The 15,378-nt window shown below is 68.7% G+C and carries 17 protein-coding genes; 11 read left to right on the forward strand and 6 right to left on the reverse strand.

Annotation, left to right across the window (positions count from 1 at the left end; translation table 11 throughout):
- Positions 1 to 64 precede the first annotated feature (64 nt).
- Entirely contained in the window at positions 65 to 2,167 is a 2,103-nt protein-coding gene (locus P7B02_RS13265) for a winged helix-turn-helix domain-containing protein (RefSeq protein WP_277786826.1), read from the reverse strand.
- A 109-nt stretch (positions 2,168 to 2,276) separates the two neighbouring features.
- Here P7B02_RS13265 and P7B02_RS13270 point away from each other — a divergent pair, with 109 nt between their 5' ends.
- Positions 2,277 to 4,196: a TonB-dependent receptor domain-containing protein gene (locus tag P7B02_RS13270; protein ID WP_277786827.1), complete on the forward strand. Its 1,920-nt coding sequence runs from the start codon at positions 2,277 to 2,279 to the stop codon at positions 4,194 to 4,196.
- A 43-nt stretch (positions 4,197 to 4,239) separates the two neighbouring features.
- On the opposite strand, the gene P7B02_RS13275 is transcribed toward P7B02_RS13270, so the two are convergent.
- The gene (locus tag P7B02_RS13275) at positions 4,240 to 5,793 is read right to left on the reverse strand and encodes a glucan biosynthesis protein (RefSeq protein WP_277786828.1); all 1,554 of its coding nucleotides are present in this window, start codon (positions 5,791 to 5,793) and stop codon (positions 4,240 to 4,242) included.
- Between the two features lie 86 nt (positions 5,794 to 5,879).
- A complete protein-coding gene (locus P7B02_RS13280) occupies positions 5,880 to 6,275 on the reverse strand; it encodes a DUF1801 domain-containing protein (RefSeq protein ID WP_277786829.1) in 396 nt (131 codons plus the stop codon).
- Positions 6,276 to 6,360: 85 nt separating this feature from the next.
- Between P7B02_RS13280 and P7B02_RS13285 the strand changes: the two genes are divergently transcribed.
- The 9 genes from P7B02_RS13285 (at position 6,361) to P7B02_RS13325 (ending at position 13,801) form a co-directional block, all read left to right on the forward strand.
- Positions 6,361 to 6,681, forward strand: a complete 321-nt coding sequence (locus tag P7B02_RS13285; RefSeq protein ID WP_277786830.1) for an ArsR/SmtB family transcription factor — start codon at positions 6,361 to 6,363, stop codon at positions 6,679 to 6,681.
- Entirely contained in the window at positions 6,678 to 7,097 is a 420-nt protein-coding gene (locus P7B02_RS13290) for an SRPBCC family protein (RefSeq protein ID WP_277786831.1), read from the forward strand. Before P7B02_RS13285 ends, P7B02_RS13290 begins: the two co-directional genes overlap by 4 nt.
- A gap of 13 nt (positions 7,098 to 7,110) precedes the next feature.
- The gene (locus P7B02_RS13295; protein ID WP_277786832.1) at positions 7,111 to 7,527 is read left to right on the forward strand and encodes a DUF1801 domain-containing protein; all 417 of its coding nucleotides are present in this window, start codon (positions 7,111 to 7,113) and stop codon (positions 7,525 to 7,527) included.
- Positions 7,528 to 7,607: 80 nt separating this feature from the next.
- Entirely contained in the window at positions 7,608 to 9,866 is a 2,259-nt protein-coding gene (locus P7B02_RS13300) for an acyl-CoA dehydrogenase (RefSeq protein ID WP_277786833.1), read from the forward strand.
- A gap of 70 nt (positions 9,867 to 9,936) precedes the next feature.
- Positions 9,937 to 10,152: a hypothetical protein gene (locus tag P7B02_RS13305; protein WP_277786834.1), complete on the forward strand. Its 216-nt coding sequence runs from the start codon at positions 9,937 to 9,939 to the stop codon at positions 10,150 to 10,152.
- A gap of 125 nt (positions 10,153 to 10,277) precedes the next feature.
- Positions 10,278 to 11,390 carry an ABC transporter permease gene (locus P7B02_RS13310; protein WP_277786835.1) on the forward strand — a complete coding sequence of 371 codons (1,113 nt, stop codon included), beginning with the start codon at positions 10,278 to 10,280 and terminating at the stop codon, positions 11,388 to 11,390.
- Positions 11,387 to 12,202 carry an ABC transporter ATP-binding protein gene (locus P7B02_RS13315; RefSeq protein WP_277786836.1) on the forward strand — a complete coding sequence of 272 codons (816 nt, stop codon included), beginning with the start codon at positions 11,387 to 11,389 and terminating at the stop codon, positions 12,200 to 12,202. Before P7B02_RS13310 ends, P7B02_RS13315 begins: the two co-directional genes overlap by 4 nt.
- A 10-nt stretch (positions 12,203 to 12,212) precedes the next feature.
- The gene (locus P7B02_RS13320) at positions 12,213 to 13,151 is read left to right on the forward strand and encodes an MlaD family protein (RefSeq protein WP_277786837.1); all 939 of its coding nucleotides are present in this window, start codon (positions 12,213 to 12,215) and stop codon (positions 13,149 to 13,151) included.
- The gene (locus tag P7B02_RS13325; RefSeq protein WP_277786838.1) at positions 13,148 to 13,801 is read left to right on the forward strand and encodes an ABC-type transport auxiliary lipoprotein family protein; all 654 of its coding nucleotides are present in this window, start codon (positions 13,148 to 13,150) and stop codon (positions 13,799 to 13,801) included. The genes P7B02_RS13320 and P7B02_RS13325 overlap by 4 nt, the downstream gene beginning before the upstream one ends.
- A gap of 31 nt (positions 13,802 to 13,832) precedes the next feature.
- On the opposite strand, the gene P7B02_RS13330 is transcribed toward P7B02_RS13325, so the two are convergent.
- Entirely contained in the window at positions 13,833 to 14,213 is a 381-nt protein-coding gene (locus tag P7B02_RS13330) for a type II toxin-antitoxin system VapC family toxin (RefSeq protein ID WP_277786839.1), read from the reverse strand.
- Positions 14,210 to 14,455, reverse strand: coding sequence for a type II toxin-antitoxin system Phd/YefM family antitoxin (locus P7B02_RS13335; protein WP_277786840.1), 246 nt, complete (start codon positions 14,453 to 14,455; stop codon positions 14,210 to 14,212). Before P7B02_RS13335 ends, P7B02_RS13330 begins: the two co-directional genes overlap by 4 nt.
- Positions 14,456 to 14,602: 147 nt before the next feature.
- Here P7B02_RS13335 and P7B02_RS13340 point away from each other — a divergent pair, with 147 nt between their 5' ends.
- On the forward strand, positions 14,603 to 14,971 hold the full coding sequence (locus tag P7B02_RS13340; protein WP_277786841.1) for a YciI family protein: 369 nt from the start codon (positions 14,603 to 14,605) through the stop codon (positions 14,969 to 14,971).
- A gap of 58 nt (positions 14,972 to 15,029) precedes the next feature.
- Here P7B02_RS13340 and P7B02_RS13345 read toward each other — a convergent pair whose 3' ends face one another.
- Complete coding sequence (locus tag P7B02_RS13345; protein WP_277786842.1) at positions 15,030 to 15,332, reverse strand: hypothetical protein; 303 nt, start codon at positions 15,330 to 15,332, stop codon at positions 15,030 to 15,032.
- Positions 15,333 to 15,378 lie beyond the last annotated feature (46 nt).

Raw genomic sequence — 15,378 nt, forward strand, 5'->3', positions numbered from 1 at the left:
CCTCATGTTCGCGCAAGAAGATGCCATATCTAGTAATTACTGCATAGAACGTTGTGATGCGATCCTATCGCGACAACTCCAACAGACCGATGTCGGTCTCGTCCTCGATGACACGCCCATAGACCACCCCGTCATCCCGAGGGTCGACGGCGAGGCTCGTCATCCACGACATGCCTGGAAGTGACGCGAACTGTCTCGTGGCTCCCGTCCAAGGGGCCAGCCATAGCGACGAATGGTCGGTCAGGCGATCACGGACGTACTTCACGCCGTCCCGCCCCACAGCCCAGGCGTCGTCCTCCAGCCGAAGCCCGGGAGCCGCCTCACGCGGCGCACCGCCGCCTTCCGGCAAGGTCCACAGCCGAGCATCGCCCGTCCGCACGCCATAGAGCCGCCCCTCCGGATCCGTGCGCACCAGACGCCAGCCCTCGCCGCCAGGCACCGGCCGCGCCTGCCCGTCAGCGCCCAGGCGCATCAGTCGCCACCCCTGCGCCGACCGCTCCACGTAGTGCAGCGCCCCGTCGCGCGCCCAGACGGGCGACGCCTTGTCCCGTCCATCCTGGGTCAGCGCACGCAGGCCCGATCCGTCGCGGCCGATCTCATGGATGTCCACCTTGCGCTGGATCGCCGCCACAAAGGCGACCCGCCGGCCGTCGCGCGACCAATGCGGCCCATGCACGTAGCTGGCGCCGAGCGAGGTCAGCCGCGTGACCCGTCCGCCCGACGGCCCCACCCAAAGCTCGGAGGCGCCGCTGCGGTCCGACACGAAAGCCATGGCGCCATCGGGCGCGACCGCCGGGTCCCACTCCACCCCGGTGTTGGCGGTCAGCTTTGTCAGAGCCCCGTCCGCCCCGACCTTCTCCAGGTTCAGGCGGTCGCTGTTCATCTCCACCGCCAGCCGGTCCTCGTCGTCGGAGCTCAGGCGGCCGAGCCCCAGCAGGCCCACGCTCACCCGGCGCGGCGGCGCGGGACGCTTGGCGTCCACGGACCACAGGCCAAAATCTCCGCCCCGGTTGGAGCCGAACACGACGTAGCGGTTGTCGTGGGTCCAGGCGAAGCCGTGGGCCTTCCACCCGTCATTGGTCAATTGCCGCTCGCGACCCGTGTGCATGTCGCGCACGAACAGGTCGTCGACCCCCGCCGCCGAGCTGCGCCGGAACACCAGCAGCCGGCAGTCCGGCGACAGCAGCGGATCACTGTCCCCGATCAGGCCCGGCGAGGGGTTGGTCAGACTGGTCGCCGCGCCGGTGTCGAGATTCAGGCTCATGATCCGACGCGGCCCGCCGGCTGATGGGCGGTCGGCATAGACCAGGGTCTTCTCATCCACCCACGACACGCGGGTGTACGAGTCGCCCGCGCAACGTCCCACCACCCGTTCGGCGCCGCCCGGAATGCTCATGACCAGGATCTGGCAGGCGCCCTGACCGTCGCTGCGGACGAAGGCGATGCGGTCCCCGCGCCACGACCAGGCCGGGGCGAAGTCATCCAGCGGATTGTCGGTCAGGCGCACCGGCTCCCCATCCCGCGTCGCCCGCATGTAGAGGTCGCGCGGCGCATGGGTCCGCGCCGCCGCCGCATAGGCCAGCACGTCGCCGCTCGGCGACAGGGCGGGATAGCTTTCGATGCCCGGCTCGCTGGTCAGGGGGCGGAAGCCCTGAGCGGTCCGCGCCGGTCCCGGCCGGTTCAGGAACCAGCTCGCTCCACCCGCCGCCGCGAACAGCAGCACGGCCGCCCCGACCAGCAGAGCGCGCTTCGACGGGCGACGCCCGCGCAGGATCGCCTGCGGCTTGGCGGCGGCCTCCGGCTCCGGCGGCGCGCCTTCGCGCACCTTCAGCCGATAGCCGATCTTGGGAATGGTCTCGAGCGCCACGCGCGGGTCGGCGCACAGCGCCTTGCGCAGGCGCGCCACGCAGCGGTTCAGCGCGTCCTCTGACACGATCCGACCGTCCCAGCACAGGTCGATCATCTCATCCCGGCCCACGGGTTCGCCACGCGCCTTGGCCAGGGCGACCAGCACCTGCATCACACGCGGCTCAAGGGTCTCCTCCCCCTGGGGGCCGGAGATTTCGAGCGCGGCGGGCCGCACCTCGAACACGCCCAGACGGAACGGCGGCTCCACGGCGAGCGTGATCCGCCCGAGCCGGCGGAACGGCGAGATGAGTTCGTTCATCACCCAAACATCAGAAAATCATCGTCGCCCGCCCCAGGTCCCCGGGGCCAGTGTCTGACAAACGCAGGTCGCTGAACAGCCCCCGTTCACCGAACCGCGAGCACGCCCCATGTCCGCCTTCCGCTTCATCTCTTTCACAGCCGCGCTCCTGTGCGCCTGCGCGCCCGCCACGCTTGCGCTGGCGCAGGACAACAACGCCGCCCAGGCCGCCGAGGACGCCTTCGGCGAACGCCAGGGCGTCGAGCAGATCGGCCTCTATGACGAGGGCCAGGTGCGGGGTTTCGACCTCGGGAACAGCGGCGCCTACCGAATCGACGGCGCCTATTTCGCCCGGACGTCCTATCTGGCCGACCCCATCCTCCAGGGGGTCGGGGTGATGGTCGGCGTCGGCGCCTCGCGGCTCGACTTCACCTCCCCCTCCGGCGTCGTGAACTACCGCCTGCGCGACGTGGGGACCGACAACCGCCTGACGGTCAGCGCCGGCATGCGCGACTACGAGACGCCCTTCACCGACCTCAACGGCGCCCTGGTCAGCCAGGACGGCCGCTTCGGCATCGTCGGCGGCGCTCTGCTGCGGCCTGACGTGCAATGGAACGGCGGCGGCAAGGGCGAGGCCTATGACTACGGCGCCTTGGCCCAATGGCGGCCCAGCGACGCCCTGCGAGCCCGCGCCTTCGTCAGCTACTCCACCCGCGACTACAACGGCGACTCCGCCTTCATGACCACCGACGGCGGCCTGCCGCCGGACGCCGCCCCCCTCACCCAGCACGCGCCGAGCTGGAGCACCGCGATCTACGACCAGACCAACCTCGGCCTGCTGATCGACGCGCGGGTCATGGGCTGGTCCCTCGACGCCTCGGCCTTCCGCTCCACCTATGATCCGGAGCGCACGGACTTCACCGTGCTCGCGGTCAACCGCGAGGGACAGGGAACCGCCACCACCTGGTCCACCCCCTCGCGCGCCATGTGGTCCGACTCCGCCGAGCTGCGCGCCGCCCGCGTGTTCCGCACCGGCGATCTCAGCCACCGCATCAGCATCGCCGCCCGCGGGCGGATCAGCGAGACCGAGCTCGCCGCCGCCCAGCGCATCCCCCTCGGCGCCTTCGACTATCGCCGCCCGCCGGAGGCGCCGCAGCCCGTGCTCATTGACGACGGCCGCCGCGGCCTCGACCGCGTGGAGCAGATCACCGGCAGCCTCGGCTACGCCCTGGCCTGGGGGCCGCTCACCCTGCGCGCCGGCCTGCACCGCACACGCTATGACAAGAGCTTCCGCCAGCTCGACGGCGGCCTCACTGAACGGGTGCAGTCACGCTGGTTCCACAACGCCTCGGCCACCTGGGCGCTGAACGACCGGGCCACCCTGTTCGGCAGCTGGACCACCGGTCTGGAGGAGACCGGAACAGCCCCCAAGAACGCCGCCAACCGCGATGAGGTCCTGCCCCCGGTCCAGGCCGAGCAGTTCGAGCTGGGCGTGCGCTACGCCCTCACCCCGGACCTCACCCTGATCGCCGCGACCTTCGACGCCAGCAAGCCGACCACCGGCCTTCGCGCCGACAACGTCTTCACCCTGGTCGGCCAGGTGCGCCACCGGGGTGTCGAGGCCTCCCTCGCCGGGGATATCCGTCCCGGAACCAGCGTGGTGATCGGCGGCATGTGGATGGACCCGAAGGTCAGCGGCGAGCTGGTGGACTCGGGCCAGATCGGCGCCCTCGCCACTGGCCTGTCCAGGGCCGTCATCAACGCCAATATCGAGCAGACCCTGCCCTTCGCCCCCGGCTGGTCGGTGGACGCCAACCTCGGCTGGTGGAGCGGCCGCAAGGTCACCGCTGCCTCGGACTTCCAGGCCCAGGCCAACGCCCAGCTGCTGGTGGGAACCCGCTACCGCTTCAAGATCGCCGACAACGACGCGGTGTTCCGCGCCGCCGTCGTCAACGCCCTGGACGACCGGGGCTGGTGGGGCGACCCGGCCGAGTACATCTGGAAGCAGGGCCCGCGCACCTATCGCGCCAGCCTGACGGTCACGTTCTAATGGCCCAATTCTAAATGGCCATGTCCATCAGGCCCCTGCCGCCTCACGCGCTCCAGCGATGGCGCCAGGTCTCGGAGACGAACTGCCCGTTCCGCTTCAGCCGCAGCATCAGCTCCACCTCCCGCGAGGTGGGCCTGAAGCCGAAGGCGGCGCGGGCGGCATTGGGCGCCGGATAGGGTCCGACGGCGCGCCAGATCAGCTCGCCGCCCTTGATCTCCATCTCGACCTCGACGTCCTCGTAAAGGCCCTTGGCGTCGGGGGCGATCCCCTCGAAGTCGATGGCGTACATCCGCGCGTCGGCGCCGCCCTGGGCGCCTTCCTGGATGATGTCCCCGGCCCGCGTCCGGCGCACCCGCGCCAGCTGGCTCGGATAGGGTTCGTCGCCGAAGTGCAGGCGGTAGCGCAGCTTGACCTCCTGCCCGGCCTTCCAAGGCGCGATGGGCCGCCAGAAGATGGCGATGTTGTCGTCCGTCTCCTTGCGGGTGGCGATCTCCACCAGATGGACGCGGCCAGGGCCCCAGTCGTCCAGCGGCTCGACCCAGATGCCTGGCCGCTTCTCGTAGCGGGCCTCCAGGTCGCCATAGGCCTCGATCTGGCGCTCGCGCTGCAGCAGGCCGAAACCGCGCGGGCTGTCGTCCTCGAAGGAGCTGAGGCGCAGGGACTTCGGATTGGCCAGCGGCCGCCAGATGCGCTCGCCCCGGCCCGTCCACATGGCCAGGCCGTCGCTGTCGTGGACGGATGTGCGGAAGTCGTGATCGTCCGGCCGGTCGGCCAGACCGAACAGGTACATGCTGCTCATGGCGGCCACGCCGCCCTTGTCGATCGTCTTGCGCGGATAGAGCGCGGCGTCGACCTCATAGACGGTGTTCTGCCCCGGCGTGATGCGGAAGCTGTAGGCCCCCGCCACGCTCGGGCTGTTCATCAGGGCGTGGACGACCACGAAATCCTGCCCCGCCGCCGGACGCTCGATCCAGAAAGCGTCGAAGACCGGGAACTCCTCGTTCGGCTCGCCCGTGCCGATGGCCAGGCCCCGCGCCGAGGCGCCGTAGTAGTTGCCCTTGCCCAGGCTGCGGAAATAGCTCGCCCCCTGGAACACGCCGATCTCGTCCAGGATGTCCGGCCGGTTGATCGGCCACAGCAGGCGCAGGCCGGAGAACCCGCCCATGTTCTCGCCGGACGCCTTGTGCCCCTCGGGGAAGGTGAAGAACTCGGGGTCATAGCTGATGGGCCGCGCCTGACCGCCCGTCACCTCGAACAGGTTGACTGGCCGGGGATACATGAAGGCCGGTGGGAAGAACTCGGCGCGGAACGACAGACCCTCCTGCGCCCACATCTGCCGCTTCTTGTTGAAGCGGATCTGCCGGTACTGGTCGTAGGTCAGCCCCTCAAGCTGCGACTTGCCCGCAGGCGGCGCCTTGTACGGCGCGGCCGCCAGGGCCCGCGCCTGTCCACGCAGCCAGTCCTGCGAGAACGGCTGGGCCGGCGCCGCGGCCTGGGCGGCGGCGAAGCGGGGGGTGAGCATCAGGCCGGCGAGAGCCGCCAGGCCAGCGAAGACGTCGCGGCGCGGCGCGCCCGAGCGGAGATCATCGACTGCCATCAGACGCCACAAGCCGCGCGTCGCCGCCAAGGTCAAGGGCGGGAATGTGACGATTGATGTCCGAAACTCTGGCGCCCGCCTGGTGGTCAGCCCGTCTTCGACGCGGCGTTGAACGCGGCGGCGGCGCGCATCAGGGCCTTGAACGCGGGCTCATTGATCGGCTCGCCCTGGCGGATGTCGATGGCCCGCCGGGCGTTCCCCTCCAGGCTGGAATTGAACAGTCCGGCCGGATCGTCCACCGACGCCCCCTTGGCGAAGGTCAGCTTCACCGCCGCCTTGTAGGTCTCGCCCGTACACAGGATGCCGTCGCTCTCCCAGACCGGCCCGCCCCACTTCCACTCCTCCACCACATCGGGGATCGCCTCGTGGATAAGGGCCCGCACGCGAGCCAGGATCTCGCCGCGCCAGTCGCCGAGCGTTTCGATCTTCTCGTCGATCAGGACGGCGGCGGGCCGGTCGTCGCCGGGGGCTCGCTTCTTCATCGGTTCCTCCCTTCGGCCTGAGGCCTCTTGACCAATAAATAACTCCACGGTTATGAATTTATCAATAGCCAATGAGTTATGGGTCATGACCGCCCCCGACGTCATTTTCCGCACCCTCGCCGACCCGACCCGCCGCGCCTTGTTCGAGCGTCTGTGCCGCGACGGCGAACAGACGGTCGGCGCCCTGACCGCCCAGGCCGGCGTCTCCCAGCCTGCCGTTTCAAAGCACCTGGCCCACCTCAAGCAGGCCGGCCTGGTGCGCGACCGGCAGGATGGACGCCAGACCCACTACAGCGCCCTGCCCGGCGCCCTGGCCCCTCTGGTCGACTGGACCGGCCGTATGAGCGGATTCTGGGAGGCCCGCTTCGACAAGCTTGAAGACCTGCTCAACAGGATGGACCAATGACCGAAATCCGCAGCGTCGCCATCGAGCGCGAGTTCACCGCTTCGCCGCAAAAGCTATGGCGCGCCCTCACCCAGCCGCACCTGATCGCCGAATGGCTGATGCAGAACGACTTCGTTCCGGCCGTCGGTCATCGCTTCAACCTGCGCGGCGAATGGGGCGGCGTCCTGGACTGCGAGGTGCTGGCCATCGAGCCGGAGCGCACCCTCGCCTACACGTGGAATTATGAGCACGAAGACCCCGCCTTCGACCTGCGCAGCGTCGTGACCTTCACCCTCACGCCCACCGGCGCCGGCACGCATCTGCGTGTCGAACAGAGCGGCTTCCGCCCCGACCAGAAGCAGGCCTTCGGCGGAGCCCAGCACGGCTGGCGGAGTTTCTTCGACAAGCTCGAACAGGTCGCCGTCCGCCTGGACTGACTAAGGAGACGTCATGACCGACAAGCCCGAACCGAAGCTGCTGTCCGGCGGCAACCCGCAGATCGCCAAGGGCTACGGCGATGCGCCCGTCCAGGCCTATATCGCCGCCATGCCCGGCTGGAAAAGCGAGGCGGGCCGCCGCCTCGACGCCCTGATCACCGCGGCCGTCCCGGGCGTGAACAAGGCGGTCAAATGGAACTCGCCCCTCTACGGGATTGAGGGCCAGGGATGGTTCCTCGGCGTTCACGTCTACGCCAGATACATCAAGGTCGCCTTCTTCAACGGCGCGTCCCTGACCCCCGTCCCGCCGGAGACCTCGAAGCAGGAGCGCGTCCGCTACCTTCACATCCGAGAGGACGAGCCCCTGGACGAAGCTCAGTTCACCGACTGGGTGAACCAGGCGGCCAAGCTGCCGGGCGAGAAGATGTGAGAACCGCGTTCAGGGCACTTCGCCCTGAACCTTCACCGCGCCGGCTCGTTGATGCGTCTCGTAAGCCGGGAGCGTACCTCATGACCGCATCGTCCATCCGCCGCGACGTGATCTCGCGTCCGATCTATCACTGGGCCAAGTCGGTCCTGCCTGAGATGTCGGATACCGAGGCTGAGGCGATCGAGGCCGGCGACACCTGGTGGGACGCCGAGCTATTCACCGGCGCCCCCGACTGGGACAAGCTGCTCGCCATCCCGCCAGCCGCCCTCACCGCCGAGGAGCGCGCCTTCATCGACGGTCCGGTGGAGGAGCTGTGCGCCATGCTCGACGACTGGCTGATCACCTGGAAGGACCAGGACCTGCCCAAGGACGTCTGGGACTTCCTCAAGCGCGAACGCTTCTTCGGCATGATCATCCCGCGCCGCTATGGCGGGCTGGAGTTCTCGCCCTACGCCCATTCCGAAGTGGTGCGCAAAATCTCCACCCGCTCGGTGGCCGCCGCGGTGACCGTGATGGTCCCCAACTCGCTTGGCCCCGGCGAGCTTCTCATGCAGTTCGGCACTGATGCGCAGCGTAACCGCTGGCTGCCGCGCCTGGCCGACGGCCGCGACATTCCCGCCTTCGCCCTGACCAGCCCCGAGGCGGGCTCCGACGCCGCCTCCATGACCGACGAGGGCGTGGTCTGCGAGGGAGAGTACCAAGGCCGCAAGGTCCTGGGCATGCGCCTGAACTGGAACAAGCGCTACATCACCCTTGGCCCCATCTCGACCGTCCTCGGCCTGGCCTTCAAGCTGCGCGATCCGGACGGCCTCTTGGGCGGTGAGAAGGACCTCGGCATCACCGTCGCCCTCGTCCCCACCGACACCCCCGGCGTGGTCATCGGCCGCCGGCACCTTCCCTCCATGCAGGCCTTCATCAATGGTCCGAACGAGGGTCATGACGTCTTCCTGCCCCTGGACGCCGTGCTCGGCGGGCGGGAGCGGATCGGTCAGGGCTGGATGATGCTGAACGCGGCCCTGGCGGCCGGGCGCGGCATCTCCCTGCCCTCCCTGTCGGCGGCCGGCGCGGCGCTGGCGGCCCGCACCACGGGCGCCTACGCCCGCGTGCGCCAGCAGTTCCGCATCCCCATCGGCCAGTTCGAGGGGGTGCAGGAGCGCCTGGCCCGCATCGGCGCCAACGCCTACCTGCTGGACGCCGCCCGCCGCTTCACCTGCGCCGGCCTGGCGCTGGGCCACCATCCGTCGGTGATCTCGGCGATCATGAAGCATGGCGCGACGGAGCGGATGCGCATCGCCGCCAACGACGCCATGGACGTTCACGCCGGCAAGGCGGTGATCGACGGGCCGAACAACTACCTGGGCAACTTCTATCGGGCGGTGCCGGTGGGCATCACGGTGGAGGGCGCCAACATCCTGACCCGCAGCCTGATCGTCTTCGGCCAGGGCGCCATCCGCGCCCACCCGTACATCCTGGACGAGATGAAGGCCCTGGCGGAGACGGACGTGAACAAGGGCCTGGCCCAGTTCGACGCGGTGTTCTGGACCCACGTGGTCCACACCCTGCGCACCGCCCGCCGCGCCTTCGTCAGCGCCTGGACCGATGGCCGCCTGGCCGCCGCGCCCGACAGCGGCCCGGCCCGCCGCTACTACCGCCGCATGGGCCGCTACGCCGCCGCCTTCGCCCTGGCCGCCGACATGGCCCTGCTGACCATGGGCGGCTCGCTGAAGCGGCGCGAGATGCTGTCGGCCCGCTTCGGCGACATCCTGTCGGAGCTCTATCTGATGAGCGCCGCCCTCAAGCGCTGGGAGGACGAAGGCCGCCAGATCGCCGACCTGCCCCTGCTCGACTACGTGATGCAGGACGGCTTCCTGACCATCGAGCGTCGCCTGAAGGAGATTCTCGACAACTTCCCCAACCGCCCGGCCGCCTGGCTGCTGCGGGTCTTCGTCCTGCCCTTCGGCGTGATCCGCAGCGGCCCCAGCGACCGCACCGTGCGCGCCTGCGCCCACCTGATCACCGAGCCGTCCGCGACCCGCGACCGCCTGACCGAAGGCGTCTTCACGGCCGAGGGCGCGGTGGCGAAGCTGGAGGCCGCCTTCCACCAGGTGGTCGACACCCAGCCCATTCACGACCGCCTGCGCGCCATGAAGATCCGCGACTGGCGCGACGCCGCCGAGCAGGGCCTGCTGTCTCCGGGCGAGCGCGCCCAGCTGCAGGCCGCCGACGAAGCGGTCAGCGCCGTCCTCGCCGTGGACGACTTCTCGCCCGAGGAGCTGAAGCGCGCCGCGCCGCCGCAACCCCTTGCCGCAAAACGCCCCGCGATGCAGCCGGCGGAGTAGCCGCCCCCTTGCGAAGCTGCGCTTGCGAACCATCTAGGAGATCACAGCCCACGCAGAGGAGACGACGACCATGAGCGCCATCGAATGCACCCTGCGCAAGCTTGAAGCCCGCACGGACGCCCTGGTCGCCGGCTCCCTGGAGCGTGACCGCATCAACGCCGAAATCGCCTCCCTACGCGGCTCGCTGCAGGACGACCACAGCCTGGCCGAACGGGTGATGGCGTTCCGCCGCCACACCCATCGCCACCGCACCGTGCGCCAGGGCGCCCGGCGTCAGGACGCTTAAGGCCCCTTCGCCGGCGTTATCCCCGGTTTCCGGAACAACCTGAGCTTTAAAGACGTTCGGAACCTGCATAGGTATGGCAGGCTTGCGCGGGTTGCTCCGCAAGGGCTGCTAGAGTTCTGGGGCTGATGGAAACCAACGCCGACTTCCACGTCGAAACGACTGAGCGGGGCGCGACCGCCGTGCTGACGGGCGACTGGACGGCGACCACGCTGGAGGACGCCCCCGCGCGCCTGGCCGACGCGGTGTCCGGCAACGACGCCGCCGTCTTCGACCTGCGCCAGATCGGCCGCTTCGACACCGCCGGCGCCTATGCCGTCATCCGCGCCGGTTGCGACGTGGAGAAGAAGAAGATCACCGCCCGGCCGGAGACGCAGCGCCTGCTGCATCTGGTGGACAACGCGGTGAAGGCCGAGCCGACGCCGGTCTCCAAGCGGCGCGGCACCACCGATCTCGTGGAGCGCCTGGGGCGCGGGGTGTTCAACCTCGGCCACGAGTTCTGGGAGACTATGGGCTTCATCGGCCACCTGATGATGGCCATCGTCCGCAGCTTCGCCAATCCGAAGCGCATCCGCTGGGCGGCCATCGTCTCCATGGCCGAGCGCGCGGGGCTGGACGCCATCCCCATCGTCGCCACCACCACCTTCTTCATCGGCGCCGTCGTGGGCCTGCTGGGCGCCAACATGCTGACCCAGTTCGGGGCCCAGGTGTTCGCGGTCGAGCTGATCGGCATCGCCGTCCTGCGCGAATTCAACATCATCATCACCGCCGTCCTGCTGGCCGGCCGCTCCGCCTCGGCCTTCGCCGCCGAGATCGGCTCCATGAAGATGCAGCAGGAGATCGACGCCATGCAGGTGCTGGGCGTCGACCCGTTCGAGGCCCTGGTCCTGCCGCGCTTCCTGGCCCTGCTGATCATGATCCCGCTGCTGACCTTCGTGGCGACGCTGGCGGGTCTGGCCGGCGGCGTGCTGGTGACCTGGAGCGTGCTCGACCTGTCGCCCGGCTTCTTCTTCCAGCGCATCGTCGACAATGTCGGCGCCACCCACTTCTGGGTCGGCATGTCCAAGGCCCCGGTCATGGCCGCAGTCATCGCCTGCATCGGCTGCCGCCAGGGGCTGGAGGTCGGCAACGACGTCGAAAGCCTCGGCCGCCGGGTCACCGCCGCCGTGGTCCACGCCATCTTCTCGATCATCCTGATCGACGCGATCTTCGCGCTTATCTACATGGAGCTCGCCATATGAGCTCGGCCGAGGATCATCTGAGCGACGACGAGCTGCTCGACGACAAGGCGCCCCCGGTCCAGATCAAGGGCCTGGTCTCGCGCTTCGGCGACAACGTGGTCCACGAGAACCTCGACCTCACCGTGCGGCGGGGCGAGGTGCTGGGCGTCGTCGGCGGCTCCGGCGCGGGCAAGTCGGTCCTGCTCAACACCATCATCGGCCTCAAGCAGCCCGACGGCGGCACGGTCCAGTTGTTCGGCCAGGACAGCCAGCGCGCCTCCCGCCGCCGGTGGAGCGCCATCGAGCGCAAGTGGGGCGTGCTCTTCCAGCAGGGCGCCCTGTTCTCGAACCTGACGGTGCGCGAGAACGTCGCCGCTCCGCTCTACGAGCACACCGATCTGCCGAAGGCCGAGATCGAGCAGCTGGCCGACCTGAAGATCGCCCTGGCCGGCCTGCCCGCCCGCGCCGGCGCCCTGAAGCCCGCCGAGCTGTCCGGCGGCATGCGCAAGCGCGCCGGCCTCGCCCGCGCCCTGGCCATGGACCCCGAGCTGCTGTTCCTGGACGAGCCCACGGCCGGCCTCGACCCCATCGGCGCGGCGGCCTTCGACGACCTCATCAAGGACCTGTCCGACAGCCTCGACCTGACGGTGTTCATGATCACCCACGATCTGGACACCCTCTACGCCATCACCGACCGCGTGGCCGTGATCGCCGACAAGAAGGTCGTGGCGACGGCGCCGATTTCCAAACTTGAGCGTTCCGACCATCCGTGGATCCAGGAGTACTTCCTGGGCAAACGCGGACGGGCGGCGCAATCCGCCGCAACGGCGTAGAGGAAGACCCATGGAGAGAAACGCCAACTACGGCCTTGTGGGGATCATCTCCCTGGCCCTGTTCGTGGGCCTGGTGGTCTTCGTCGTCTGGCTGGCGCGGCTGCAGTTCAACCGCGAGTACGACCAGTACGACATCCTGTTCATCGGCCCCGTGCGCGGCCTGTCCGAGGGCGGCGAGGTCCACTTCAACGGCATCAAGGTCGGCGAGGTCACCCAGATTGGCCTGGACAAGCGCGACCCCAACCGCGTCATCGCCCGCGCCCGCGTCACCTCCGACGTGCCGATCCGCACCGACAGCTACGCCACGCTGGAGCCGCAGGGCATCACCGGCGTGAACTACGTCCAGATCACCGCCGGCCAGCCGACCAATCCGCTGCTCAAGGACACCGTGCCCGACAACCAGATCCCGGTCCTGCGCACCCAGCGCAGCGCCCTGTCGGATCTGCTGGAGGGCGGCGGCACCGTCCTGACCCGCACCATCGAGGCCCTGGACCGGGTCAACCGCGTCCTGTCCGACGACAACATCAAGACCTTCAGCGCCAGCCTCGACGACGTCCAGGCCGTGACCGCCGAGCTGCGCGAGCGCAAGGCGATCATCGCCGACGCGCAAAAGGCCCTGCAGTCCATCGACGCCTCGCTGCAGTCGGCCCAGAAGCTGATCGAGAACACCAACAGCCTGGTGGACACCGACGGCCGCAAGACCCTGCAGGAGCTCAGCAGCGCCGCCAACGAGATCTCGGCCGCCGCCAAGGACGTCCGCGTCATGGTCAATCAGCTGAAGGAGCCCACCGGCGAGTTCGCCCGCCAGGGCTTGCCCCAGCTCACCGGCGCCATCGTCAGCCTGCAGGAGGCCGCCGAGTCCCTCGACCGCCTGGTGGGCCGGGTGGAGCAGAACCCGCGCGCCCTCATCAGCAAGTCGCCCGCCAAGGAAGTGGAGATCAAGCCGTGACCCGCAACACCACCTCCCGCGCCCTGAAGGCCCTGGCGGTGACGGCCGCCCTCGCCCTGCCCCTCGGCCTTGGCGGTTGCATCTCGCTGTTTCCGAAATCGGACCCGGCCCAGATGTACCGCTTCGGCGACGTGCCGGCGGCGGACGCGCCGGCCGGCAATGTGGGCGACACCATCGGCGTGCTGAAGCCGCCCAGCGCCTTCACCAAGCCGGCGGCCGGCGACCAGTTGCTGACCATCTCCCCCGGCGGCGAGGCGGCCTATATCGCCGAGGCCCGCTGGATCGCCCCCGCCGTGGTCCTGTGGGATGAAGCGGTGCAAAAGGCCTTCGACGCCAACACCGGCGCCGCCCGCCTGATCGCCCGGGGCGAACGCCAGTCCGCCGACATGGCCATCCGCCTGGACGTGCGCACCTTCGAAGCCCGCTACGACCAGGGCAAGGACGCCCCGCCGAACGTCACCGTCTCGGTCCGCGCCGTCCTGCTGAAGACGTCCGACCGCACCCTCCTCGACGACCGCATGTTCACGGCCAGCGTCCGCGCGTCCGACAACCGCCAGGGCCCGATCGTGGCCGCCTACGACCAGGCGACCGGCAAGGTGCTGGGCGAGATCGTCGGCTGGACGAACGAGATGGGGAAGCGGGCGAAGTAAGAGGCGCTCCCCTTTCAACAGCGTTTTGAGATCACACCGCCAGGATCGGTCCCGGATAGCCGGCGATCGTCCGGTCCGCCGTCACCAGCGTGACCCCTTCGACAATCGCCTGGGCGATCAAAATCCGGTCGAAGGGATCGCGGTGAAGATCGGGCAGCGACGATACCGCCGCCGCGTGGGCTCCGGTGATCGCCAGCTCCTCGTACTCGTTGTCGAGGAGCTCGCGTCGGAAAACGCTGGCGTCGAGATTGAAGTCAGCACGGCCCAGACCGGATTTTATTCCGATCTCCCAGATGCTCGCGGCGCTGAACATCAGGGTATCGGCGGTCTCAAGCCGGTGTAAGGCAGCCTCCGACAATCCCTGCCCCGCGGCGGCCCATAAAAGAAGGTGAGTGTCGACGAGCAGTTTCATCGGCCACCATCGAAAAGCGCTTCGATGTCGTCACGCCCCATCGCGTCGAAATCGTCCGGCACGTTGATGCGTCCCGCCATGAAGCCGATGCGCGACTTCGGCTTATCGGCCAGGACCAACGGTACAACCTTCACCAATGGCTTGCCGGCCTTGGCGATGACAAACGGTTCGCCTTGCGAGACCGTGCGCTCGACCAGCTTCGACAGATTGGTCTTGGCGTCATGGATATTGACGGTCCGCACGTTTCACCCCGAAGTCAGACTTAGTTCATTTAACTTAGTCTAGTTCGTAGTGGACCCGATGTCGAGGAATTGCGGAGAACCTCGACGCGATGTCGGCTTCCCCAATCGCCGTTCGTCGTTCCATCATCGAGAGCGAGGAGAACGACAATGCGGGTGATGGTGCTGGTGAAGGCCACACAGGAGAGCGAGAAGGGCTTCGTCCCCTCGCCCGAGTCCGACGCCATGATGGCGGCCATGGGCGAGTTCAACGACCAACTGACCGACGCCGGGATCCTCGTCCTGGCCGATGGGCTCAAACCCTCCTCGGCAGGCAAGCGGATCGCATTCGACGGGCCGGGGCGGACGGTGATCGGCGGCCCCTTCCCTCACGCCAACGAGCTGGTGGCCGGCTTCTGGATCTGGGAGGTCAAGGACATGGACGAGGCGGTGGCCTGGGCGAGGCGCTGTCCCAACCCGATGCCCGGCCCCAGCGAGCTTGAGATCCGCCCCTTCTACGAGCCCGAGGACTGGGCCTGAACGAAAACCGCCCCGCGCCTTTCGGTGCGGGGCCGCCTTCCAGATTGCCAGAGCGCGATTACAGCTTCAGGCGGACGCCGCCGAACAGGCTGTAGCCGAACTTTTCGTACTCCAGCACGCGGTCACGGTCGCCGTAGTAGCGGACGCCGGTGCTGTTGGTCAGGTTCCTGGCCTCGAAGAAGGCGCTGATGTTGTTGATCTGGTAGCTGCCGGTCAGGTCCAGCTGGCCGCGCTCGTAGAACAGGGAGGCGTTGTAGGGGTGGGTGGACTGGCCCTGCAGGTCCACTTTCGGCCGGGATTTTTGGGTGAGGCCGAAGCGGATGCCAGTGAGGTTGCAGGCCTGATCGGGGCCGAAATTCACCCATTCCCGGACGCCGATTCATATACCGCCGTGCGATCTGTCGTTG

This window comes from Caulobacter segnis, assembly GCF_029543125.1.
Lineage (GTDB): Bacteria > Pseudomonadota > Alphaproteobacteria > Caulobacterales > Caulobacteraceae > Caulobacter > Caulobacter segnis_D.